This is a genomic window from Staphylococcus sp. GDX7P312P (assembly GCF_008385775.1).
Taxonomy (GTDB): domain Bacteria; phylum Bacillota; class Bacilli; order Staphylococcales; family Staphylococcaceae; genus Staphylococcus; species Staphylococcus haemolyticus.
Map to the genome: position 1 here is coordinate 19,590 of NZ_VUKI01000028.1, position 24,912 is coordinate 44,501.

Consider the following 24,912-nt stretch of genomic DNA (forward strand, 5'->3'; position numbering starts at 1 on the left):
AAACAAACCTTAAATGATGCTTTAATTCATTATGTTTAAATCTTTAATTAACGTTTATCTAATTCTTGTTTTAATATTTGGTTTACTTTTTGAGGATTAGCTTGGCCTTTAGATGCTTTCATAATTTGACCAACTAAGAAGCCCATTGCTTTCCCTTTACCATTTTTATAATCTTCAACAGATTGAGGATTATTATCTAAAGCTTCAGTGACGAATTTAGTTAAAGTAGCTTCATCAGAAATTTGAACTAAACCTTTATCTTCCATAATTTGTTTAGCATCGCCACCATTTTCAGCTAATTCTGGGAAAACTTTTTTAGCAATTTTACTACTCATCGTACCATCTTCAATAAGTTTAATCATACCAGCAAGGTTTTCTGGTGTTAATTTAGTATCTTGTAACTCAACTTGGTTTTTATTTAAATATTCATTAACGCCACCCATTAACCAGTTTGAAGTTAACTTAACGTCTGCACCTTTTTCAATAGCACCTTCAAAGAAATCAGACATTTCTTTTGTAAGTGTTAATACGTGCGCATCGTATTCAGGTAAACCTAAATCATTTACATATTTAGCTTTACGCTCATCTGGTAATTCAGGGATTGTTTGACGTACACGCTCTTTCCATTCTTCATCTACGTATAAAGGTACAATGTCAGGTTCAGGGAAGTAACGATAGTCATCTGAGCCTTCTTTAACACGCATAAGAATTGTTTTACCAGTTGATTCATCAAAGCGACGTGTCTCTTGTCCAATTGTACCACCGTTTAATAATTCTTCTTCTTGGCGTTTTTCTTCGTACTCTAAACCTTTTCTAACATAGTTAAATGAATTTAGGTTTTTCAATTCAGTTTTTGTACCAAATTCTTCTTGCCCATAAGGACGTAATGAAATGTTGGCATCACAACGTAATGAGCCTTCTTCCATTTTACAGTCTGATACACCTGTATATTGAATAATTGAACGTAATTTTTCTAAGTAAGCATAAGCTTCTTTAGGAGATCTAATATCTGGTTCAGATACAATTTCAATTAATGGTGTACCTTGACGGTTTAAGTCTACTAAAGAGTATCCATCTTTATGTGTTGATTTACCAGCATCTTCTTCCATGTGAAGACGTGTAATTCCGATACGTTTTGTTTCACCATCTACTTCAATATCAATATAACCATTTTCCCCAATTGGTTGATCAAATTGAGAAATTTGATAAGCTTTAGGATTATCTGGATAGAAATAGTTTTTACGGTCAAATTTAGAATTTGTAGCGATATCCATATTTAAAGCCATTGATGCACGCATAGCCCAGTCTACAGCACGTCTATTAACAACCGGTAATACACCAGGATATGCTAAATCAATAACATTTGTATTTGAGTTAGGTTCAGCTCCAAAATGTGCTGGTGATGGAGAGAACATTTTTGAGTCTGTTTTTAGCTCAACGTGAACTTCAAGTCCGATAACTGTTTCAAAATGCATTATTTCCACTCCTTATAATTTTTCATATGCGTCATGTAAATTGAATTGTGTTTCATATTGATATGCCACACGATATAACGTCTTTTCATCAAAAGGTTTACCGATAAATTGTAAGCCAATTGGTCTACCGTTTGATTGCCCACAAGGAACAGAAATACCTGGTAAACCAGCTAAGTTAACAGGTGTAGTTAATAAGTCATTAGCATACATAGTTAAAGGATCATCGATTTCATCACCTAAGTTAAACGCAGTAGTTGGTGCAGTTGGACCTACAACAACATCATAGTTTTCAAAAACTTTATCAAAGTCATTTTTGATTAATGTTCTAACTTTTTGTGATTTTTTATAGTAAGCATCATAATAACCAGAACTTAATGCAAATGTACCTAGGAAGATACGACGCTTAACTTCAGCACCAAATCCTTCTGATCTAGACATTTTATATAATTCTTCTAATGATTGCGCTTCTTTTGAATGGTAGCCATAGCGAATACCATCAAAGCGAGCTAAGTTCGCTGATGCTTCTGATGACGCGATAACATAATATGATGGAATACCATATTTCGTATTTGGAAGTGATACTTCATCAACTTCTGCACCTAGAGATTTAAGTGTTTCAACTGCATTCTTAACAGCTTCTTTAACATCTTCATTGATACCTTCACCTAAATATTCTTTTGGTAAAGCAACTTTTAAGCCTTTAATGTCTTTACCAATTTCTGAAGTAAAGTCAACATCTTCAACTGGTGCACTTGTAGAATCATTTCTATCAACGCCTGAAATTGTCTCTAGAACGATAGCGTTATCTTTAACATTTCTAGTGATTGGACCAATTTGGTCTAATGAAGATGCAAAAGCAACTAAACCGAAACGTGATACACGTCCGTAAGTTGGTTTCATACCCACTACACCACAATATGCTGCTGGTTGTCGAATTGAACCACCAGTATCTGAACCTAGACTGAATGGTACTAAACCTGCAGCAACTGCTGCTGCTGAGCCACCTGACGAACCACCTGGTACAGCTGTATGATCAAATGGGTTAACAGTTTGTTTGAAATATGATGTTTCAGTAGAACCACCCATAGCAAATTCATCCATGTTTAGTTTACCGATTAGAATCGCATTTTCATCATGTAGTTTGTTCATTACAGTAGATTCATAGATTGGAACAAAACCTTCTAACATCTTACTAGCACATGTTGTTTCCACATCTTTAGTAATGATGTTGTCCTTGATTCCCATAGGAATACCAAACAATTTACCTTCCATTTGACCTTTTGCTTGTAATTCATCTAATTCTTTTGCTTTTTTAATAGCATTATCTTTATCTAGTGCTAAAAATGATTTAATAGTAGGATCCGTTTCTTCAATTGCATCATAGATGTCTTTGACAACTTCTGAAGGCTTAATCTCATTGTTTTTAATCATTTCTGATAATTTTTCAACTGATTCATAACGAATACTCATCTTAAGCTTCCTCCTCATTCATGATAGCTGGTACTTTAAATTGACCATTTTCTGTCTCTTTAGCATTTTTTAATGCAAGTTCTTGAGGAATGCCCTCGATTGCTTCATCATCACGTAACACATTCTGTAAATCTAATACATGATAAGTTGGTTCAATACCTTCTGTATCTGCTGTGTCATTTTGTTTAGCAAAATCTAAGATACTTTCAAGTGTATTAGCCATTTCTTCAGTTTCTTCTTCAGAAATTTGAAGTCTTGCTAAATGTGCTATATGTTCAACCTCTTCACGTGTAACTTTAGTCATTTATTAAAAGCCTCCTTATTACTCATTCATCATAAAATTGTATCAAATTTTCACTTAAAAATCTAAATATTTATTGAGACAACATAACTTCATGACATTATTGATGATTAATTCATAGGTAAGTAATTAATAAATGCTTTATAAATAATGTAACTCAATTATTAATTTAACGAAAATACTGACCTAAATCATATATCAAAAATATTTATAATCTTTAATATGCATATTACGTATAATAAAATCAATAAAATTTTTTACATTTTGAAAACGCTTACTATTGTGCTTTGAAAGTGTTTTTTATTTCAAAAATTAAAATTTATACTTCTCTAAACCATTCACTACATTGTATAATATTACATGTAACTAAATTATTTAAAAAAGTTACATACTCATGTAATTGAAATTTACCAAAGTTTATAAGTCATCTAAGTCTTTACATCATATAAAAAAAGGGGGTATTTTTTTATGCTTATTTTAGGAGCAAGCTTGCCTAGTCAAGTTAATACCAATTGGCAAACATACATAATGATTGCGATTTATTTTATTATTTTACTTATCATTGGATATTATGGCTACAAACAAGCTACAGGTAATTTAAGTGAATATATGCTTGGTGGACGTAGTATCGGACCATATATCACAGCTTTATCTGCAGGTGCATCAGATATGAGTGGCTGGATGATAATGGGTCTACCAGGTTCAGTCTATAGTACTGGTTTATCAGCAATATGGATAACAATTGGTCTCACATTAGGTGCATATGTTAACTATTTAGTCGTTGCACCAAGGTTGAGAGTTTATACTGAAGTGGCAGGTGATGCAATCACCCTTCCTGATTTCTTCAAAAATCGACTTAATGATAAAGAAAATATTATTAAAATCATTTCTGGTTTAATAATAGTTATATTCTTTACTCTATATACGCACTCTGGGTTTGTATCAGGTGGTAAACTATTTGAAAGTGCCTTTGGACTAAATTATCATTTTGGATTAGTTTTAGTTGCAGTTATCGTTATCGCTTATACTTTCTTCGGAGGATATTTAGCTGTATCTATAACTGATTTCTTCCAAGGTGTAATCATGTTAATTGCAATGGTTATGGTCCCTATTGTTGCAATGTTACAACTTAATGGATGGGATACGTTTTCTCGAGTTGCTGAAATGAAGCCAACAAATATGGATTTATTTAGAGGGACAACTTTCCTGGGCATTGTTTCATTATTTGCATGGGGTCTAGGTTATTTTGGACAACCTCATATCATCGTTAGATTTATGTCTATAAAGTCACATAAAATGCTACCTAAAGCTCGCCGTTTAGGTATAAGTTGGATGACTGTAGGTTTACTTGGTGCTGTAGGCGTAGGATTAACTGGTATCGCATTTATTCCAGATAATCATATTAAGATGGATGATCCTGAGACACTATTCATCATTATGAGTCAAATTCTATTTCATCCTTTAGTAGGCGGGTTCTTATTGGCTGCCATTCTTGCAGCTATCATGAGCACAATCTCATCACAACTATTAGTAACATCAAGTTCTTTAACTGAAGACTTTTATAAATTAATACGTGGTGAAGAGCGTGCGAAAACACATCAAAAAGAATTCGTGTTAGTTGGTAGATTGTCGGTATTAGTTGTGGCAATTGTAGCAATTGCGATTGCTTGGTCTCCTAATGATACAATTCTTAACTTAGTTGGTAACGCATGGGCCGGCTTTGGAGCTTCTTTCAGTCCATTAGTATTATTCTCACTTTATTGGAAAAAGCTAACACGAGCTGGTGCTATCAGCGGTATGGTAGCAGGTGCCCTTGTGGTAATTATATGGATTGCTTGGATTAAACCTTTAGCGAGTATAAATGAAATTTTCGGAATGTATGAAATTATTCCAGGATTCATCGTTAGTGTCATCGTTACATATGTAGTGAGTTTATTGACTCAACATCCAGGTGACTTTGTTGAAAGAGATATTGAAAAAGTTAAATCTATTATTCGTGAAAAATAATAATATTAAACAAAAACTACGGATAACCCAACTTGTAGGCGTTATCCGTAGTTTTTATGTTAATTATTATAAATATGAACTTGAGGCTCTTTATCTTCTTTAGATTTACTAATTAAAGCTCTTGGTGTATTACCGTCTTTAATTCGAATTTCATAGCTATCGATATTGTCAAAATATTTTCTAGCTTGTTCTGTAACATATTGGGTAATACCAATCGTTTCGGCTTGACTATAATAATCAATAGGTAAATCTATAGTTAATTGTGTTGGTTTTTTACCGTCAAATTTAACTTTACCTACTGCTTGAGTGAAGTTAGTAAAGTAAGATTGTAGGTTGTCGTTGAATTGTTTAAAATTATTATTCAAATTTTCATTGTATTTTTTTGCTGTTGAAGATGGTAATAATGCTGAAACTTGATCAATTTTTTTCCATTTATTAATTTTAGTTTGATCATCATCAACTGTAGTATTAGCAATAAATTCTCCAGGTGTAATTGAATTTTGATCGGATTGTTTATAAATCGCAAAATGAATAGGAATATCTTTTAAATCATCATTGGCTCTTAATCTTGTTAAGATTTCTGAAGCCATTTGTTTACCTTGTTTTTCAATTTCCTTATCATCAAGTTCTTTGCTATAAGTCTCTCCATCTTTCTCTTTTTGATAATAATATACACTATTCATGGCTAAGCCAATTGTCATACCTTTAATATTTTTTCCTTTTGTATCCCCACTATCGTAAAAATCTTGTTCAAGAATATTAGATAAATAAGCTGGAGATTGTTCTGCGATTTTTTCTGGATCGTCCTCACCTTTGTGTGATGGATTTAATCCTAAATTTTCACTCGCTTTATTGGATTCTTTCTCTTTTTCACTCATTTTATCTATTTCTTTTTTAGAGTATTTGGGATTTAAATAACTATTAAGAGTATCTTTATCTAGATATTGGCCGTCTTGATAAAGGTAATCATCAGTTGGAAATACATCTTTACTTAGCGTCAATAAACCACTTTCGAAATCGTCACCATTGTAACTATTTGCCATATTATCTTGTAATACACCACGGGCCTTACTTTCTTTGAATGGCAAAATCGTGCGGTAATTATCACCTTGTACGTTTTTATCTGTTGCTATTGTTTTCACACTATTTGAGTAAGTTTTAGTTTCTTGTTTATTCACAGATTGGTTATTTTTATTATCATTGTTATTGCCACATGCTGTTAACAACACAATCGACGTTATAATTAAGAATAGGGTCCGCTTCATTGCCGTTCTCCTCTAACTTGATATTTCATTTTGTTTAGCCACGAATTGCTCTTCTGTCCAAATTTCAGTACCAAACTTTTCTGCCTTAGTTAATTTAGAACCTGCATCTTCACCAGCAATTACTAAATCTGTTTTTTTAGTTACACTACTTGTAACTTTTGCGCCTTGTAATTCTAACCAGGCAGTTGCTTCTTTTCGTGTCAATTGTTGTAATTTACCTGTTAAAACAATTGTTTTATCTTTAAAATCAGGGTGCCCTTCTATATCAGAAGTTTTAATTCCATTATAAACCATATTGACATTTTTATATTTTAATTTTTCAATTAATGCTTTAATATCTTCATTTTCTAGATATGTCACAACAGATTGAGCTAACTTATCTCCAATATCATGAATACTAATAAGTTCTTCTTCTGTTACTTCAAGTAGTCTATCCATTGTTTCGTATTTTTCAGCTAGAACTTGACTTGCTTTAACTCCTAGATGACGTATTCCTAAACCAAATAATAGATGCTCTAGAGAATTGGCTTTAGCATCTTCAATCGCTTTTAGTAGATTTTCAACTTTCTTAGAACCCATACGCTCTAAAGGTAATAAATCGTCTTCAGTTAGGTAGAAGATGTCTGCCACATCTTTAATCACATTGTGATGATAGAGTTGTTGTATAATTTTAGTTCCTAAGCCATCAATATTCATGGCTTGACGTGATACAAAGTGAATCAGTCCCTCTACAAGTTGAGCCTGACACTTTGGATTTATACAACGTAATGCAACCTCCCCTTCAATTATTACCAACTCATGGTCACAACTCGGACAATGTGTTGGCATTGAATATGGTAATGTACCTTCAGGTCGGCGTTCCGTAATACTTTTCACTACTTCTGGTATTATATCGCCAGCTTTTTTAACTACTACACTATCCCCAATTCTGATATCTCTCTCATGTATTAAATCTTCATTATGTAAAGATGCTCTAGATACAGTTGTCCCAGCAACTCTTACAGGATCAAGAATCGCAGTTGGTGTTACAACACCTGTTCTACCAATACTTAACTCAATATCTTGTAATGTTGTTACCACTTCTTCGGCAGGAAACTTATATGCAATCGCCCATCTTGGAGATTTCTGAGTGTATCCCATTTCATCTTGTTGTTCAATGTCATTCACTTTTATAACGATGCCATCAATATCATAGGATAATTGTTCACGCTGTTTTGTCCATTTCTCAATATATTCTAATACACCTTCAATATCACCCACGCGCATACGTTCATGATTTGTCTTAAATCCTAAACGATCTAATTCATCCAACGCACCACTCTGAGTAGTTGCATCAAAATCTGTGAAATCATTAACACTATATAAGAATACACTTAATTTACGTTTAGCTGCCAATTTGGGATCAAGTTGCCTTAACGATCCCGCTGCTGCGTTTCGTGGATTAGCGAATGGTTGTTCTTCATTCTTTTCTTTTTCTTCATTTAGTCTTATAAAAGAACTACGAGGCATGTAAGCTTCGCCACGCACTTCAAAACTTAATGGTTCATTAATCTTTAATGGAATAGCATGAATGGTGCGTAAATTTTCAGTGATATCTTCACCTGTAGTACCATCCCCTCGAGTTAAACCTTGAACGAAGCGACCTTCTACATATTTAAGGGACACAGCTAATCCATCAATTTTCAATTCACACATATATTCAACACTACCGACTTGTTCACGAATACGTTGATCAAAACGACGTAATTCTTGTTCATTGAAAGCATTACCTAAACTTAACATTGGTGTATCATGATTGACTTTTTCGAAAGAAGATTGCACCTCTCCTCCTACACGTACAGTAGGAGAATCAGGTGACTTAAATTCAGGATGTGCCTCTTCTATATCTATTAATTCTCTTAATAATTTATCGTATTCACTATCTGGCACTGAAGGATTATCTTGCACATAATATTCATAACCATATTGATTTAATAAATCATGTAATTCATTCACACGACTTTGGATATTGTCCATAAATTAATCCTCCTTTTTCTCGATTGGAGCAAATTGAGCTAACAGGCGCTTTGGTCCTTCTGATTTAAATATAATATCTAATTCAACTGAGCCATTTTTCTCATTAACGTTACTTACCATGCCTTCACCCCATGATTTATGCGTAACTTTATCTCCTATTTTCCAATCAGAAGCAGAGACTTGTTTTTTAGAAGACGTTGTACGTTTGCTAAATCCACGCTTAGGTTGTTTGGATGATGTTTTTGGGGTAATCGTTTGACGCTGTTGCTTAGATGGTGTCTCTAATAGATCTTCCGGGATTTCACGTAAAAATCTTGAAGGCATATTAGATTGTGAGCGTCCATATAACATTCTAGACGTCGCGTGCGTAATATATAGAACTTCTTCAGCTCTTGTTATTGCTACATAACAAATCCGACGTTCTTCTTCCATTTCGTGGTCATCATCACTCTTAATTGCACGAATATGTGGAAATAGTGATTCTTCCATTCCCATGAGGAACACTATTGGAAATTCTAAACCTTTCGCCGAGTGCATTGTCATAAGGGTTACGCCACTTTCAATTTGAGCTTCATCAATGTCTGCTACTAGTGATAAATCCGTTAAAAAGTTAATCAAGGATTGTTCTTCTAATGGTGTATTCTCTTCATAATCTTTAGGCACAGACATAAATTCATCTATATTTTCAAGTCTACTACGAGATTCCAGTGTTTGTTCACGTTCAAGCATATCTCTATACCCAGATTTATCTAAAATTTCAACAACAATTTCACTTACTTCTAAAAATTCCTGTTCTTTAATTAAGTTTTGAATTAGTTCATAAAATTTAATGCACTCTTGAGTTACTTTTTTTGAAAGACCAATAAAATCTACTTCTGCCAATGCATCAAACATACTTATATTGTTATCATTCGCATAGCGTTGAATTTTCTCAACTGATGAAGGTCCTATACCTCGTTTTGGAACATTGATAATGCGTTGTAAACTAATTTCATCATTACTATTAGCTACTACTCTCAAATAACTTAATAAGTCTTTAATTTCTTTTCTGTCATAGAATTTTTGGCCACCAACCATCGTATAAGGAAGATTGGATTTCATAAATGTTTCTTCTAAAACACGTGACTGTGCATTGGTTCTATAAAGTATTGCCATATCACTATAATCTTTTCCAGCTTTACGGTGTTTCATTATTTCTCTAACCACATACTCAGCTTCATCACGCTCAGTCATAGCTTCATAATATTTAATTTTTTCGCCACCTGTATTTGCAGTCCACAGGCCTTTAGGCTTTCTTTCAGAGTTATGTTTAATGACTTCATTTGCAGCAGTTAGGATGGTCTTTGTAGAACGATAATTTTGTTCTAAAAATATCGTTTTAGCATCAGGGTAATCTTCTTCAAAAGATAGGATATTTTGAATATCTGCACCCCTCCAACCATAAATTGACTGATCTGAGTCACCAACTACACAAAGATTTTTAAATTTACTAGCTAACAACTTTACTAATGTATATTGTGCTTTATTTGTATCTTGATATTCGTCTACGTGAATATATTGGAATTTGTTTTGATAATATTCAAGTGCATCTGGAATGCGTTCGAACAACTGAATTGTTTTCATAATTAAATCGTCAAAATCAAGTGCTTCATTTCGAGTCAATTGACGTTGGTATCCACTATAAACAGTAGCTACCATTTGCGAATGGAAGTCATTAGCCTCATTAATTGCATCTTCTGGTGTTTTAAGTTCATTTTTTAAGTTGCTAATCGCCCCAATAAACATTCTTGGTTCAAAGCGTTTACTGTCAATATTTTCATTTTTTAGAACGTCTTTTATGACAGATTTTTGGTCAGTAGGGTCAATAATAGTAAAATTTCGTTCAATGCCTATTCTATCTGCATCACGTCTTAATATTCTTACGCACATAGAGTGGAATGTAGACATCCAAATCACTTGTGCTTCTTCCCCTACTAATTGTTCAACACGTTCTTTCATTTCTTTAGCTGCTTTATTTGTAAAAGTAATTGCTAATATATTGTAAGGAGAAACGTCTTTTTCATCTAATAAATAGGCGATACGATGTGTTAATACTCTCGTTTTACCTGAACCAGCGCCGGCCATAATTAGTAATGGACCTTCTGTAGTTCTTACCGCTTCACTTTGCTCTTTATTCATATTATTAACTAATGAATTCATTTATTAGACTCCTTTTTTATTTTTACTGTTTTAATAGCCTTTTTAATATCGTCATAAATAATATTACCTACTACAATAGTGTCAGCATATTGTGCCATCTCTCTGGCTTGTTCTATAGATGTAATGCCACCGCCATAAAACAATTGTGTATTCGTTAATAATCTGGATGCGGCTTCCACTTTTTCAACATCGCCATACTGACCACTATATTCTAAGTACATCAACGGTAGTTTGTACATCTCATTAACCATTTGCGCATATGCCTCTACATCTTCAATATCTATATTAGTATTTGATTGCGTTAATTGTGCTACTTTACTATCAGGATTTAAAACTAAATATCCTTCTAACACGACTTCATCAAAATTAACCATGAATCCGAATTGCTTTAGAGCTTTATGCATCATTCCATTATGATATGTAGTATCCTGACTATTTAGAACTGTTGGTACAAAATAAAAATCGAAACCAGGAATAATACTCTCAATATTAGATATTTCGAGGACTAATGGTAATGGATATCTTCTTACTCTACTCATCAAATGAATGACATTATCTTCGGTAACATTATCTGTGCCACCAATCATGATAGCATCAGTATCTGACATACATAGTGCATCTAAATCATTATCACTTATTTCTTTGGCGGGATCTAATTTAAACACATGTTGCCACGCTTTAATGTCATACATAATCCTTTAACTCCTTTTTTTAACATACACTAAATTATATCATTTTTAGTGTACCAATTCTAAACAGAATCATTAGAATCTATACTGTCTATTAAAGAACGAAAGACCTAATATCTAATAAGTTTATTTGTTAAAAATTAAGTAAATTAAAAGTTGTTTACTTACTATTAGCCTGTATAAATTCAATATAAAACAGAACGCTCCCATCAAAATATCCAAATTATTGTCAATTTTGAAGGGAGCATTTCAATTTATAAATATATGTTAAACGTAATATTATTTTTTTGTTTCTATATTTAATCGTTCTAATATCATTGTATATGCGTCATTACCCCATTGTAATGATCGTTTTACTCTCGATATTGTTGCTGTAGAAGCACCAGATTCTTTTTCGATTGTTGCGTAAGTATACCCTTGTTTAATCATCTTAGCAACTTGTAATCTTTGAGATAATGATTGTAATTCATTGACAGTGCATAAATCATCAAAGAATTGATAACATTCTTCTCTATTTTCAAGTGTAAGAATCGCATCAAAAAGTTCATCTAACGCTTGTCCTCGTAATTTCTCTATTTGCATCTCAAACAACCCCTATAATCCGTTTTCAATATAATCTCATTTTAACGCATTAAATAGTTAAAGTGTAGTATTTTTATTGAAAACCGTTAACTTATTACTCTAAACCTACACGTTTAAAGATTGTATCAACTTGATTTAAATGATGTTCAGGGTTGAAACATTCATCTAATTCTTCTTTAGAAAGCACATTAGTGATAGACTCATCCTTTTCTATTAATTGACGGAATGGTGTTTTAGTTTCCCAAGATTCCATTGCTTTAGGCTGCACTCTATCATATGCTTCTTCACGAACCATGCCTTTATTAATTAACGCTAGTAATACACGTTGTGAGAAGATTAGTCCAAATGTTTTATCGATATTATTTCTCATGTTGTCTTCAAAAACAGTTAGTCTATCAACAATATTAGTGAATCTATTTAAAGCATAATCTAAAGCAATTGTAACATCTGGTAACATGATACGTTCAGCTGAAGAGTGAGAAATATCACGTTCGTGCCATAAAGGCACATTTTCATAAGCCGTTGTAATGTAACCTCGAATCACTCTTGAAATACCTGTTATATTTTCTGAACCAATAGGATTTCTTTTATGAGGCATAGCTGATGACCCTTTTTGACCTTTTGCAAATGCTTCTTCAACTTCACGTGTTTCTGTTTTTTGTAAATTACGTATCTCTACCGCAAATTTTTCAAGAGATGTAGCTACTAGTGCTAGTGTAGCGATATAGTATGCATGACGGTCACGTTGTAATGTTTGAGTAGAAACGGGTGCAGTATCAATGCCTAAATGGTCACATACATATTGTTCTATTTCAGGAGGAATGTTAGCAAATGTACCAACTGCACCACTCATTTTACCAACTTCTATTTCTTTACGTACCTCTTTGAAACGCTTTAGATTACGTTTCATTTCTGTATACCATAATGCCATTTTAACACCAAATGTAGTCGGTTCAGCATGTACACCATGTGTACGCCCCATCATCAATGTGTATTTATAATTTTTAGCTTTCTCTTCTAAAACTTTTATGAAACGTTCAATATCTTTCTCAATAATTTCGTTGGCCTGCTTTATAACATAACTTAGCGCTGTATCAACTACATCTGTAGAAGTTAAGCCATAATGAACCCATTTACGTTCGTCACCTAACGTTTCCGATACTTGTCTAGTAAATGCCACAACATCGTGTCTTGTTTCTTGTTCGATTTCTTGAGCACGTTTCACATCTACTTTAGCGTTCTGTCTTATTTTTTTTACATCTTCTTTAGGAATGTGGCCTAATTCACTCCAAGCTTCACAGGCCAAGATTTCAACCTCTAACCAAGCTTCATATCTATTTTGATCAGTCCAAATACTTGCCATTTCTTCTCTTGAATAACGATCAATCATTTCTAATCTCCTATTCTATGTATAAATTTATAATTCAAAACTGTACATTAAACGTAAATTATTGGGAAAAGTTCGTTTTTAAAACTTCATTTTTAGTTTAACAAATAATTAATCAAATGTATAAATCTTTTTTTACAAACTTAGTATAATGGATTTTATCTAAATAATACACTTATCTAACAATAATCCGATAATAAAAAGAGTAAAAAGAAGTTGTACTTTAGCTTCTTTTCACTCTTAATAAAATTAATTTAAGTTTTAATTTATATTATTAAATCAAAGCTTTTTACCAACAAATTGAATATCCTGTCTTAATACTACTACATTACCTTTTTCATCTTCAGTGTATATAGGTTTTTCAATTCGTTTAACTGGCATATAGCCTTCTTCACGCATACGTGTTAAACATTCTGAGATTGTTTCATTTTCATTTACTTTGAACTTCATCGTCATGCTCCACAACACTTTCTATTTCTTCTACTTCGTATGCTTTTACTTTTCGAGTTCGAACGCCTTTAGTCCAGAAACCGCCGTGAATCGCTCTTGGCTCATACGCTATAATAAACGCTTTCTCATCTAAATTTCGTACTGTCTCCATTAATTTACGTTCATAACGTCTTGGCGTTAAAATCTGCATTACCATTCGACTACCATCGCGACCATGTGCTGCATAGTGTGTAACACCATAACCTAAATTTCTTAACTCATTTGGTAAATCAATTTCATACTCTGATGAGGTTACATTTACGACTGTATAACCTAATGCGAGTTTTTCTTCAATTTTCATACCTACTAAAATCCCAATCGAAAAACCAAACGCATAAGCAAAGATATTTTGAATTTGGTCTAAACTAGACATTACCATACCAAGACCAACTACATATACTAACACTTCAAGGAAACTTACTGCAGCCGCCATATAACGATAACCTTTTAACGTTAATATTGTACGCATTGTTAAAAATGTAACATAAAAAACGTTGATGACGAATATCGCTAATACCATTGACCATGGATTTGAAGTTATCACTGACATACTAATCCCCTTTTCTTACATGGATATCTAAAATCGAAATAATTTTATCAGTGAATTTTTATTTTGTCACTAGAAAATCTTTTTTTAATTTTTAGGCCAAGTATAACGCGTATAGGCTAATTCACGTTTATGTGCATTTTTGACATAGTGATTTTCAATCGTATCACGGGCTTCACTAGATATGTGTTTACCTTCTAAATAGTCATCAATTAGATCATAAGTAACACCCAAAGCTTCTTCATCAGGTAATTGTGGTTTATCATCCTCTAAATCTGCTGTGGGAACTTTTTCGTATAAATGCTTTGGTGCGTTCAAATATTTAAGTAGCTGTCTTCCTTGTCTTTTATTTAGACCAAAGATAGGTGCGATATCAGCAGCACCATCACCGTACTTAGTATAAAATCCTGTAATATTCTCTGCAGAATGATCCGTACCAATAACAATACCACTACGATTTGATGCGATTGAAAATTGAACCTTCATACGTTCACGTGCTTTTTCGTTACCACGTTGAAAATCTGTTAATTCAATACCAGCCTCGTTTAAAGATTTAACACTTTGATCAACAGCAGGTTTAATATTGACAGTAATGATTTCATCGGGATGAATAAAGTTTAATGCGTCTTCAACTTCTTCTGCATCTTTCTGCACACCATATGGTAATTTCACAGCAATAAATTGACAATCTCGCCCTTCATTACGTAATTCTTCAACTGCTAGCTGAGCTAATTTACCAGTCAAAGTAGAATCTTGACCACCAGAAATACCTAACACTAAAGATTTAATAAATGAATGTGATTGCACATAGCTTTTAATAAATTGAATAATTTCACGTGACTCTTGTTCACTATCAATATGTTTCTTCACTTTCATTTCATTGACTACAATATCTTGTAAATTAGTCATTGTCTTCCTCCATCTCTTTTACGTGTTCTGCAACTTCGAAAATACGCTTATGTTTGTTGTCCCAACAAGCTGTACTTAAATCTACAGGGTATTCTTGAGGATTTAAATAACGTTTATTTTCATCCCATAATTTAGATAATGCCTTTTTAGAGTATTCTTGTGCCTCTTTTTCACTCGGTAATTGGTAAACAAGTTTCCCATTTTCAAAGATTGAATGATGCAAGTCAATCGCTTCAAAGTGTTTGATATGTTTCATTTTATACGTGTGAACTGGATGGAACATTTTTAGAGGTTTTTCATTATTAGGATTCTCATGTTCTAGAGTAATATAGTCGCCTTCTGCTTTACCTGTTTTAGTATTTATAATGCGATACACTTTCTTCTTACCAGGTGTTGTCACTTTTTCTGCATTGTTGGACAGTTTAATTCTATCAACATATCGACCGTTGTCATCTTCAACTGCTACTAGTTTATATACTGCACCAAGTGCTGGTTGGTCATAACCAGTAATTAATTTCGTACCTACACCCCATGAGTCAACTTTAGCTCCTTGAGATTTCAAACTCATTATCGTTTGTTCATCTAAGTCATTAGATGCGATGATTTTAGCATCTTTGAATCCCGCTTCATCTAACATTCTGCGTGCTTCTTTAGATAAATAAGCAATATCTCCAGAATCTAAACGGATACCAATGAAATTGATTTTATCCCCTAGTTCTTTCGCTACTTTAATAGCTGTAGGAACACCTGATTTAAGCGTGTGGAACGTATCAACTAAGAACACACAATTTTTATGGCGTTCTGCATAAATTTTAAAAGCTTTATATTCATCACCATATGTTTGAACTAAAGCGTGTGCATGCGTACCAGAAACGGGTATACCAAATAATTTACCGGAACGCACATTACTACTAGAATCAAAACCACCGATATAAGCAGCTCTAGCCCCCCATAGCGCAGCATCTAACTCTTGTGCACGGCGAGTTCCAAATTCCATTAATGTATCATCAGGTGCTACTTGACGAATTCTACTTGCTTTAGTCGAAATTAATGTATGGAAGTTGATTATATTAAGTAATACGGTTTCTATAAGTTGCGCTTGAATTAATGGTGCCTCCACTCTAAGTAATGGTTCATTTCCAAAACACAATTCACCTTCTTGCATTGAGCGAATATTACCAGTGAACTTTAAATTTTTTAAATAGTTTAAGAAATCATTTTTATAACCTATTGACTGTAAATATTTAATATCAGAATCACTAAAATGAAAATGTTCAATAAATTGAATTACTCTTTTTAAACCATTAAAAACTGCATATCCACTCTCAAATGGCATACTTCTAAAATACAAATCAAATACTGCATTTCGTTCATGAATACCATCATTCCAATAGCTCTCTGCCATGTTAATTTGGTATAAGTCATTATGTAACATTAAACTGTCATCTTCGTAACGATACACCACAATCTCTCCTAACGATGTTTTAGTACATTTTATCATAATTCAGTAGAAGTGCGTATTCACATCCTATTGATACAATTAAAATTTAAATAAGTACCAATAAGACAAATTCGTGACAATCTATGTAATTGAATGAGTTAATTCATTGTCTAGATTATAATATGAACCGAGGTGGTTATATGTTATTGGAAGAAGCAAGAAGTTTTATCGAAACGATGTATCGTGAACTTAATTACAATCCATCAATTTTTGATAAAAGAATAAAAGAGATAGAGAAAGAAATTGAACTTACTGGTACATATACGCATACTTTGGAAGAGTTGACGTATGGTGCTAAACTTGCTTGGCGTAATTCTAATCGCTGTATTGGGCGCTTATTTTGGGATTCTTTATATGTGGAAGACGCTAGGAACGTTGATAATGAGCGTGATTTTATAGATACAATCAATCATCATCTTAAACATGCGACGAATAATGGTAAGATCAAGCCTTATATAACGATTTTTTCACCTAATCAAGCACCTCGTATCTATAATAATCAACTTATTAGATATGCTGGTTATGAACATGCCGGTGATCCATCTGAACGTGAAATCACACAATTAGCGGAGCATTTAGGTTGGAAAGGTAAAGGTACTGATTTCGATGTACTACCACTCATTTATCAATTACCTAATGATTCTATAAAATGGTATGAGTTACCCAATGAATTAATAAAAGAAGTTGAAATAGAACATGAACATTATCCAAAATTAAAAGATTTAAATTTAAAATGGTATGGTGTTCCAATCATTTCTAATATGGATTTGAAAATTGGTGGCATTACTTATCCAACTGCCCCGTTTAATGGATGGTATATGGTAACAGAAATTGCAGTACGCAATTTCACTGACTCATACCGCTATAATTTATTGGAAAGTATTGCAGAAGCGTTTGAATTTGGTACACTAAAAAATAATTCTTTTAATAAAGATCGAACACTCGTTGAACTTAATTATGCGGTATACCATTCATTTAAATCTCAAGGTGTTTCTATTGTTGATCACCTAACTGCATCAAAACAATTTCAATTATTTGAAGAAAAGGAACTAGCAAATAACCGTGATGTCACTGGTAAATGGTCGTGGTTAGCCCCACCACTTTCACCGACCCTAACTTCAAATTATCATCATGGCTATAATAATGAAATCAAGGATCCTAATTTTCATTATAAAAAGAAACAGTCAATGAAATGTCCATTTCACTAGTGTTCGATAATACGAGGTGACGAATAAAGATGCGTTTATATTATTTAGGCCCTAAGGGAACATTTTCTTATTTAGCTGCAAAAACTTATTTATCTGAGGAAGAAGTTACATATTCACCTAAATCAAATCTTTATGAAGTAATTAAAGCCGTTAATAGTCATAGTGATGCTGTTGGTATCGTACCTATTGAGAACTCAATTGAAGGTACTATTAATATTGTTGCGGATGCACTTGCACAAGAAGATATATACGCTCATGGCGAAATCCATTTAGATATTAACTTTGGTTTATACGCTAATAAAGGTACTTCACTGGATGATATTGAAAAGGTCTATTCCATTGCACCTGCAATAAGTCAAACGAGTCAATATATCCATCGACATCATTTCTTATATGATTATGTTGATAGTACGATTCAAAGTTTAGAGAAAATTGACACACATGTCGCTGCTATTGCACCATTAGGAAGCGGAGAGTCATATGGTTTCGAACCGATAGACTCACATATACAAGACTATCCACATAATGTCACTCGTTTTTTAGTAGTAAAAAGTAACGAGCACTACAATGAATCTGCTTCTAGTACACTATTACTGATAACACCTAAACATGATAAAGCTGGATTATTAGCTAGTATACTTAACACATTTGCATTATTTGACATTAACTTATCATGGATTGAGTCTAGACCTCTCAAGACGCAGTTAGGTATGTACAGTTTTTTTGTTCAAACCGATATTGGGAAAAATGAAAAACTCAATAAGGTTATCACAATATTACAGACTTTAGATTTTGAAGTTAAAATTATAGGTGCATTTAATCGCCATTAGATAAATATCGTAAGGCATTATGACGAAATCTAAAAATGTTGTCTTGCCCTTATTTAACACTGATGTATCGAAAATAAATAGCCAGTAAATGCGTCTTCAAAACGTATTTACTGGCTATTTATTGTTGGGTTGTGTTCGAAAACATTATCTCTACTCAGTCTACATTAATTTTTTTAATAGTAACATCTTCACCCTGGTTTAGGGTTAAATCTTCTATATCTTCTAAATGTATTGTTTGTGATGATTTATCAAAAGTATTTCCGGCGATAAACACTTGCTGATGTTTTATATTATTATAACTTCTAATGTGAATGGCATCTTTTTTCATTTCTCCAATAAAGTGATTACCAATAACACTGAAATTCTCACCAGCTTGAGATTCCATGACTTTGCCAGTAACAGGGTCAGCAGCATTTTTTCCATCTTTTACCCCTAAAAATCGAATACCACCTTTACAATTTTTGAATTTATTGCGTGAAATAATCATATTTTTAGCTTTTAAGGGTGTTAGTGCATAGTCTTGAGTCCCCTCAAAACAATTATCTTTTATATGCACATTTTCGTAGAACTTATTATACCTGCTTGCATGTGAGCCAATTGCTCTATTCCATGGACGCATTTGATGGTCATCTGAATTCCCAAAATAACAATTCTCAATGACTACATTCTTAGTGATGGTTCCGTCTGTCGTCCCAAATTTAGGAAACGCACCAGGTACTTGAATGTCTAATTGAATTGCTTCAGAAAATGAACGATCTCCATCAAAATCATTAAAACCTTTAAAATTGCAATTCTTGATATACAAACCATTGATACCACAAGCGTCTAGAGCGTGTCCGCCAACTACGTTTAATACTGTTACACCTATTAATTGAATATCTTCGGCATGTCCAATTGACATCGCAGTATTATTGTAGGGATATTTAGAGCCATTCATATCAAACGTTCCACCTTTAATATAAATATGACTATTACCTTGATATCCTTTATAAAAACCAAAACGATGGCCATTTTTTAAAAGTGCATCCTTACCACATCTTAGTAATGTCGTATCATCTTCTAGTAATAAAGTTGTTGAGTCATAAATAATGAGTGCTTTCGAAATATAATATGTACCGCTAGGTATAAGTACAGTGTGTTCACCATATCTTGCTTTATTCAGTGCTCGTTGTATTGCTTTAGTGTCTTTGCGTTTATTACATCCTTTTAATCCATAATCTTGAGCATTTATTAACATAACGTATCCCCTATCTAAACTTTCAAACCTATTTTATTGCTATATACCATTTTAGAATGGGATTAGCTATAATATATATAATGATTAATGAGGTAATAATTTAATCGTTTCTATATAATTATACAATTTTTAAATAGCTCAAACATTTAATAGAGAGGAAGATTGATCATGACTAGAAAAGCACTAATAGTAGTAGATTATTCTTATGACTTCATTGCAAATGATGGTCGATTAACATGTGGTAAACCTGGGCAAGATATTGAATCTTTTATACTGAAACGTTTAGAGACATATCAGTCTGAAGGCCAAGATATTTTCTTTATGATGGATTTACATTATGAGAACGATATGTTCCATCCTGAGACACAATTATTCCCTCCTCACAATATTGAGGGCACAACAGGACGTGAATTATATGGTAAGATTAAAGCCTTTTATAATAACATTAGTGGAAACAGTAATATTCATTATTTAAATAAGCGCCGTTATGATTCATTCTATGGTACACCTCTAGATAGTTTATTGAGAGAGAGAAATATAAAAGATATTGAAATTGTGGGTGTTTGTACAGATATTTGTATTTTACACACTGCTGTTTCGGCCTATAATTTGGGGTATAACATTACTATTCCTAAAGATGGTGTTGCTTCATTCAATGAGAGTGGACATAAATGGGCTTTAGGACATTTTGTAAACTCATTAGGCGCAGAGGTAGATGTAGCTAAATGAAACATGATAAAATAAGATGAAAAATTAAATGATAAGGGTGGATAATAACAATGGCAAAAACTTATATTTTTGGACATCAAAATCCAGACACAGATGCAATAGCATCAGCTATCATCATGGCTGATTTTGAACAATTAACTGGTAACTCTGAAGCGACGCCATATCGTTTAGGAGATATTAATCCTGAAACTAAATTTGCTTTAGATCATTTTGAAGTTAAAGCACCAGAATTATTAAGTGATAATTTAGATGGTCAAGAAGTAATCTTAGTCGATCACAATGAGTTCCAACAAAGTGCTGAAACAATTTCTGACGCAGAGATTAAACACGTTGTGGATCATCATAGAATCGCTAATTTCGAAACTGCTTCACCGCTTTGGTACCGCGCAGAACCAGTTGGTTGTACTGCTACTATTCTTTACAAAATGTACAAAGAACGTGGCTTTGAAATTAAACCGCATATCGCAGGTTTGATGATTTCAGCAATTATTTCTGATAGCTTATTATTCAAATCTCCTACTTGTACTGATGAAGATGTTAATGCTGCTAAAGATTTAAAAGATTTAGCAAATGTTGATTTAGATGAATATGGCTTAGAAATGTTAAAAGCTGGTGCATCAACTACTGATAAATCTGCAGAGGAATTATTAGACATGGATGCTAAATCATTTAATATGGGCGACTATGTTACACGCATTGCCCAAGTAAATACTGTCGACATTGATGAAGTATTAAATCGTAAAGAAGATCTTGAAAAAGCAATGTTAGAAACAAGTGCTAATGAAAAGTATGATTTATTTGTATTAGTAGTTACTGACATTATTAATAGTGATTCTAAAATCTTAGTAGTAGGTGCTGAAAAAGATAAAGTCGGCGAGGCATTTAAAGTTCAATTAGATGATGGCATGGCATTCTTATCAGGCGTTGTATCACGTAAAAAACAAGTGGTACCTCAAATCACAGATGTTCTAACTAAATAAAACATATTGGCAATTTAGTTATCGCCTTTATATACGCAGTTGAATGAATCTTTTCATTCAACTGTTTTTTATTGAAAAATATTTAGGGTATAGATATGATGAATTACATCATTTATTTTAATTTAATTCTTTAATATAGATTTTACTATTTAGGAGGTATCACACATTGCCAAGCATTGAGCAACAATTTGAAGAAAGTAAAGCTTTTTTCAAAACACATAAAACGAAAGATTTAAAATTTCGAAAACATCAATTAAAACTTCTAAGTAAAAGTATTAAAAATCATGAAAATGATTTACTAGATGCTCTAAAGACTGATTTGGGAAAAAGTCCTGTTGAAGCATATGCCACAGAAATTGGTATCACACTAAAAAGTATTAAAACTGCGAGAAAAGAACTTAAAAATTGGTCTAAAACAAAACAAGTTGATACACCTCTATTTATGTTTCCTGCAAAAAGTTATATCAAGCAAGAACCATATGGCACAGTATTAATCATTGGTCCATTTAATTATCCTGTACAGTTACTATTTGAACCTCTAATTGGGGCTATTGCAGCTGGAAATACTGCTATTATAAAACCATCTGAATTAACACCTCACGTTGCCACGGTCATTCGTCAAATTATTGAAGACGTATTTACTACGGATTATATAGGTGTTATCGAGGGTGGTATAGAAGAAACACAAACATTAATTAATCTGCCATTTGACTACATATTCTTTACAGGTAGTGACAAGGTTGGTCAAATCGTGTATGAAGCAGCAAGCAAAAATTTAGTTCCTGTTACCCTTGAATTAGGCGGCAAATCTCCAGTTATTGTAGATGATACCGCTAATATTAAAGTTGCAAGTGATCGTATTAGTTTCGGTAAATTTACTAATGCAGGACAAACATGTGTGGCTCCGGATTATATATTAGTTAATAAGAAGGTCAAAAACGAATTGATTGAAGCACTTAAACAAAGTATTCAAGAATTTTACGGTACTAACATAGAGGAAAGTCCAGATTTTGGTCGTATAGTTAATGATAAACACTTTAATCGCTTAAATGAATTACTTAACGTGCACCAAAACCATGTTATTTTCGGTGGTAATGCAAATGCTACAACACGCTATATAGAACCAACTATTTTAGATGGTATTACGTCAAGTTCTAAAATCATGCAAGAAGAAATCTTTGGACCTATATTACCTATTATTACTTATGATGATTTTAATGAGGCAGTAGATATTATTCAGAGTAAAGCTAAACCGTTAAGTTTATATTTATTTAGTGAAGATGAGAATACTACACACCGTGTATTAAACGAATTATCTTTCGGTGGCGGTGCAATTAATGATACTTTAATGCATCTTGCTAATCCTAATTTACCATTTGGTGGTGTCGGAATGTCTGGCATTGGACAATATCATGGTAAATATACTTTCCAAACCTTTAGCCATAGCAAGTCATACATCTTTAAGTCTACGCGATTAGATTCAAGTGTTATGTATCCGCCTTATAAAGGTAAATTTAAATATATTAGAACATTTTTTAAAAACTTATAAAAATTTGCAAAAAAGCCACGACATTTTACACTGCCGTGGCTTTGTATTTTTACTTAAATAAAACTAACATGTACACCTTCAGGTGCAATTTGTTGATTATCTGTTGGCGTTAATTTACCAGTATTTGTGTCTCTTTTAAAAACTGTAATTTCATAATTACCCTCTTGATGGGCACAAACTAGATAGTCATCTGATTCAGTAATATTAAAATCTCTTGGGAATTGGTCCCCACTTTTAACGATTTCTACAGGGTTTAGTCCCGCGCCATTCTCTGTAATCGTGAATACCGCAATACTATCATGACCACGGTTACTAATATATAAAGTTTGTTGATCATGCGATAAGCGAACAGCCGCTAATTTAGTGTCATCATTAAAATCTTCAGGAACAGTTAAATGACGTTCTAGTTCTTCAAATTGACCATCTTTATATTTAGCTACGCTAACATAATTAGATAATTCATGAACAATGTAGGCATATTCACCATTATTGTGAAATGCAATATGTCTTGGACCATCTTGATCTTTAAATTTAGAAACTTTGTATTCTTTAAGACCTTCATTACTGAATTCATAAGTTACAACTCTGTCTGTACCTAAATCAGTAGCTACAACATATTTGCAATCGGGTGTTTCATTTATATAGTGGACATGTGAATGCTCTTGACGCTCATGACTTCCAAGTGGATAGTCGTGATTTAATTCTTGAATTAACTTAATGATCTCACCTGTATCTTTATTCAATTGATATATTCTAGCGATACCGGCGCCGTATACCGCTTCAAATAAAAAATTGTGGTCTGATGATACCGATATATAGCAACCTGTACCCTCTTCAGATTCTAAGCATTTATTAATTAATGTTAACGAACCAGAAGCTTCTTTTTTAAAAGCAGCTACCCCGCAGTGTGCGCCTTCTTTAGTGATTGCGTATAAATAATCATCTGTTTGAGCAAGATAAGTAGATGCTTCAATCTCATAACCAGTATTAACAGAACTAATTTGTCCACTATCTTCATTTAATTCGAATAAGTAAATACCTTTACCTTCTTTTTTTGTGTATGAACCAATATAACCCTTCGTCGTCATCAGAATACCTCCTATTGTCTAATTACCTTTATTTTATTAAAAGATTGGTGTCTATGACAATTATTCTTAATCATTGTTTGAATTTATTGAAATAAAAAACCAGTAACTTCAAAACTGAAGTCACTGGTTAAATTAATATTATTACGCGTTATTACTTTCGATATCTGAAACGATTTCTTTAGTTTTTCTTTCGATATCTTCAAAGTCTTTCTTGAAGATGTAAGCAAATGCTACTACACCTACACCAACTACTACTGATGTAATAACTACTAAGCTTAATAAGAATTTGAATAAACCTTTAATTAAATCCCACATGTATGTTTCACCTCTAAATAGATATAAGTATGTTTACAATATTATATATTATCATACTTACTGTTATGGTTAAATAGATACCTTTTTTCGTCTTATAATAATAACTATAAAATAAATTTCAAAATTCAAAAACTTCATA

22 protein-coding genes are annotated in these 24,912 nt (G+C 32.7%); 6 read left to right on the forward strand and 16 right to left on the reverse strand.

Features of this window, described 5'->3' with window-relative positions:
• Positions 1–47: 47 nt before the first annotated feature.
• The 3 genes from gatB to gatC are packed head-to-tail and all read right to left on the reverse strand — an operon-like array spanning position 48 to position 3,249.
• Positions 48–1,475 (reverse strand): Asp-tRNA(Asn)/Glu-tRNA(Gln) amidotransferase subunit GatB, encoded by a 1,428-nt coding sequence (gene gatB, locus F1592_RS08815; RefSeq protein WP_053017439.1) that lies wholly within the window; start codon positions 1,473–1,475, stop codon positions 48–50.
• Positions 1,476–1,487: 12 nt separating this feature from the next.
• Positions 1,488–2,945, reverse strand: a complete 1,458-nt coding sequence (gene gatA, locus F1592_RS08820; protein WP_011275357.1) for an Asp-tRNA(Asn)/Glu-tRNA(Gln) amidotransferase subunit GatA — start codon at positions 2,943–2,945, stop codon at positions 1,488–1,490.
• A gap of 1 nt (position 2,946) precedes the next feature.
• Positions 2,947–3,249 (reverse strand): Asp-tRNA(Asn)/Glu-tRNA(Gln) amidotransferase subunit GatC, encoded by a 303-nt coding sequence (gatC, locus tag F1592_RS08825; protein ID WP_011275356.1) that lies wholly within the window; start codon positions 3,247–3,249, stop codon positions 2,947–2,949.
• Between the two features lie 465 nt (positions 3,250–3,714).
• Here gatC and putP point away from each other — a divergent pair, with 465 nt between their 5' ends.
• Positions 3,715–5,253 carry a sodium/proline symporter PutP gene (putP, locus tag F1592_RS08830; protein ID WP_053017441.1) on the forward strand — a complete coding sequence of 513 codons (1,539 nt, stop codon included), beginning with the start codon at positions 3,715–3,717 and terminating at the stop codon, positions 5,251–5,253.
• A gap of 59 nt (positions 5,254–5,312) precedes the next feature.
• Here the strand turns inward: putP and F1592_RS08835 are convergent, their stop codons facing one another.
• From F1592_RS08835 to F1592_RS08880, 10 genes are all read right to left on the reverse strand, one after another.
• On the reverse strand, positions 5,313–6,518 hold the full coding sequence (locus F1592_RS08835) for a CamS family sex pheromone protein (protein ID WP_053017443.1): 1,206 nt from the start codon (positions 6,516–6,518) through the stop codon (positions 5,313–5,315).
• A 12-nt stretch (positions 6,519–6,530) separates the two neighbouring features.
• On the reverse strand, positions 6,531–8,534 hold the full coding sequence (gene ligA / locus F1592_RS08840; protein WP_149809715.1) for an NAD-dependent DNA ligase LigA: 2,004 nt from the start codon (positions 8,532–8,534) through the stop codon (positions 6,531–6,533).
• Positions 8,535–8,537: 3 nt separating this feature from the next.
• The gene (pcrA, locus tag F1592_RS08845) at positions 8,538–10,733 is read right to left on the reverse strand and encodes a DNA helicase PcrA (RefSeq protein ID WP_037537997.1); all 2,196 of its coding nucleotides are present in this window, start codon (positions 10,731–10,733) and stop codon (positions 8,538–8,540) included.
• On the reverse strand, positions 10,730–11,425 hold the full coding sequence (gene pcrB / locus F1592_RS08850) for a heptaprenylglyceryl phosphate synthase (protein ID WP_037537998.1): 696 nt from the start codon (positions 11,423–11,425) through the stop codon (positions 10,730–10,732). The genes pcrA and pcrB overlap by 4 nt, the downstream gene beginning before the upstream one ends.
• 276 nt (positions 11,426–11,701) lie before the next feature.
• Complete coding sequence (locus F1592_RS08855; RefSeq protein WP_011275350.1) at positions 11,702–12,004, reverse strand: YerC/YecD family TrpR-related protein; 303 nt, start codon at positions 12,002–12,004, stop codon at positions 11,702–11,704.
• A 94-nt stretch (positions 12,005–12,098) separates the two neighbouring features.
• On the reverse strand, positions 12,099–13,394 hold the full coding sequence (gene purB, locus F1592_RS08860) for an adenylosuccinate lyase (RefSeq protein WP_149809716.1): 1,296 nt from the start codon (positions 13,392–13,394) through the stop codon (positions 12,099–12,101).
• Between the two features lie 276 nt (positions 13,395–13,670).
• Positions 13,671–13,841 (reverse strand): NETI motif-containing protein, encoded by a 171-nt coding sequence (locus tag F1592_RS08865; protein ID WP_011275348.1) that lies wholly within the window; start codon positions 13,839–13,841, stop codon positions 13,671–13,673.
• A complete protein-coding gene (locus F1592_RS08870) occupies positions 13,822–14,430 on the reverse strand; it encodes a DUF2179 domain-containing protein (protein WP_011275347.1) in 609 nt (202 codons plus the stop codon). The genes F1592_RS08865 and F1592_RS08870 overlap by 20 nt, the downstream gene beginning before the upstream one ends.
• An 84-nt stretch (positions 14,431–14,514) precedes the next feature.
• On the reverse strand, positions 14,515–15,336 hold the full coding sequence (nadE, locus tag F1592_RS08875) for an ammonia-dependent NAD(+) synthetase (protein ID WP_149809717.1): 822 nt from the start codon (positions 15,334–15,336) through the stop codon (positions 14,515–14,517).
• Complete coding sequence (locus F1592_RS08880; RefSeq protein ID WP_149809718.1) at positions 15,329–16,798, reverse strand: nicotinate phosphoribosyltransferase; 1,470 nt, start codon at positions 16,796–16,798, stop codon at positions 15,329–15,331. The genes nadE and F1592_RS08880 overlap by 8 nt, the downstream gene beginning before the upstream one ends.
• A 179-nt stretch (positions 16,799–16,977) precedes the next feature.
• Here F1592_RS08880 and F1592_RS08885 point away from each other — a divergent pair, with 179 nt between their 5' ends.
• Both F1592_RS08885 and F1592_RS08890 read left to right on the forward strand, forming a co-directional pair.
• Positions 16,978–18,045 carry a nitric oxide synthase oxygenase gene (locus F1592_RS08885; RefSeq protein WP_107609926.1) on the forward strand — a complete coding sequence of 356 codons (1,068 nt, stop codon included), beginning with the start codon at positions 16,978–16,980 and terminating at the stop codon, positions 18,043–18,045.
• A gap of 29 nt (positions 18,046–18,074) precedes the next feature.
• Positions 18,075–18,875 (forward strand): prephenate dehydratase, encoded by an 801-nt coding sequence (locus tag F1592_RS08890; RefSeq protein WP_149809719.1) that lies wholly within the window; start codon positions 18,075–18,077, stop codon positions 18,873–18,875.
• A gap of 154 nt (positions 18,876–19,029) precedes the next feature.
• Here F1592_RS08890 and F1592_RS08895 read toward each other — a convergent pair whose 3' ends face one another.
• A complete protein-coding gene (locus F1592_RS08895) occupies positions 19,030–20,112 on the reverse strand; it encodes a glycosyl hydrolase family 28-related protein (RefSeq protein WP_107609925.1) in 1,083 nt (360 codons plus the stop codon).
• Between the two features lie 168 nt (positions 20,113–20,280).
• Here F1592_RS08895 and F1592_RS08900 point away from each other — a divergent pair, with 168 nt between their 5' ends.
• The 3 genes from F1592_RS08900 (at position 20,281) to F1592_RS08910 (ending at position 23,370) form a co-directional block, all read left to right on the forward strand.
• On the forward strand, positions 20,281–20,841 hold the full coding sequence (locus F1592_RS08900; RefSeq protein WP_053017456.1) for a cysteine hydrolase family protein: 561 nt from the start codon (positions 20,281–20,283) through the stop codon (positions 20,839–20,841).
• 50 nt (positions 20,842–20,891) lie between these two features.
• Positions 20,892–21,821 (forward strand): manganese-dependent inorganic pyrophosphatase, encoded by a 930-nt coding sequence (locus F1592_RS08905; protein ID WP_037538005.1) that lies wholly within the window; start codon positions 20,892–20,894, stop codon positions 21,819–21,821.
• Between the two features lie 166 nt (positions 21,822–21,987).
• Positions 21,988–23,370 (forward strand): aldehyde dehydrogenase, encoded by a 1,383-nt coding sequence (locus tag F1592_RS08910; protein WP_053017458.1) that lies wholly within the window; start codon positions 21,988–21,990, stop codon positions 23,368–23,370.
• A 53-nt stretch (positions 23,371–23,423) separates the two neighbouring features.
• Here F1592_RS08910 and pglS read toward each other — a convergent pair whose 3' ends face one another.
• Together pglS and F1592_RS08920 are read right to left on the reverse strand one after the other, a co-directional pair.
• A complete protein-coding gene (gene pglS / locus F1592_RS08915) occupies positions 23,424–24,458 on the reverse strand; it encodes a 6-phosphogluconolactonase (protein ID WP_037538012.1) in 1,035 nt (344 codons plus the stop codon).
• A 141-nt stretch (positions 24,459–24,599) separates the two neighbouring features.
• The gene (locus F1592_RS08920) at positions 24,600–24,773 is read right to left on the reverse strand and encodes a hypothetical protein (RefSeq protein WP_011275337.1); all 174 of its coding nucleotides are present in this window, start codon (positions 24,771–24,773) and stop codon (positions 24,600–24,602) included.
• Between the last annotated feature and the right edge of the window lie 139 nt (positions 24,774–24,912).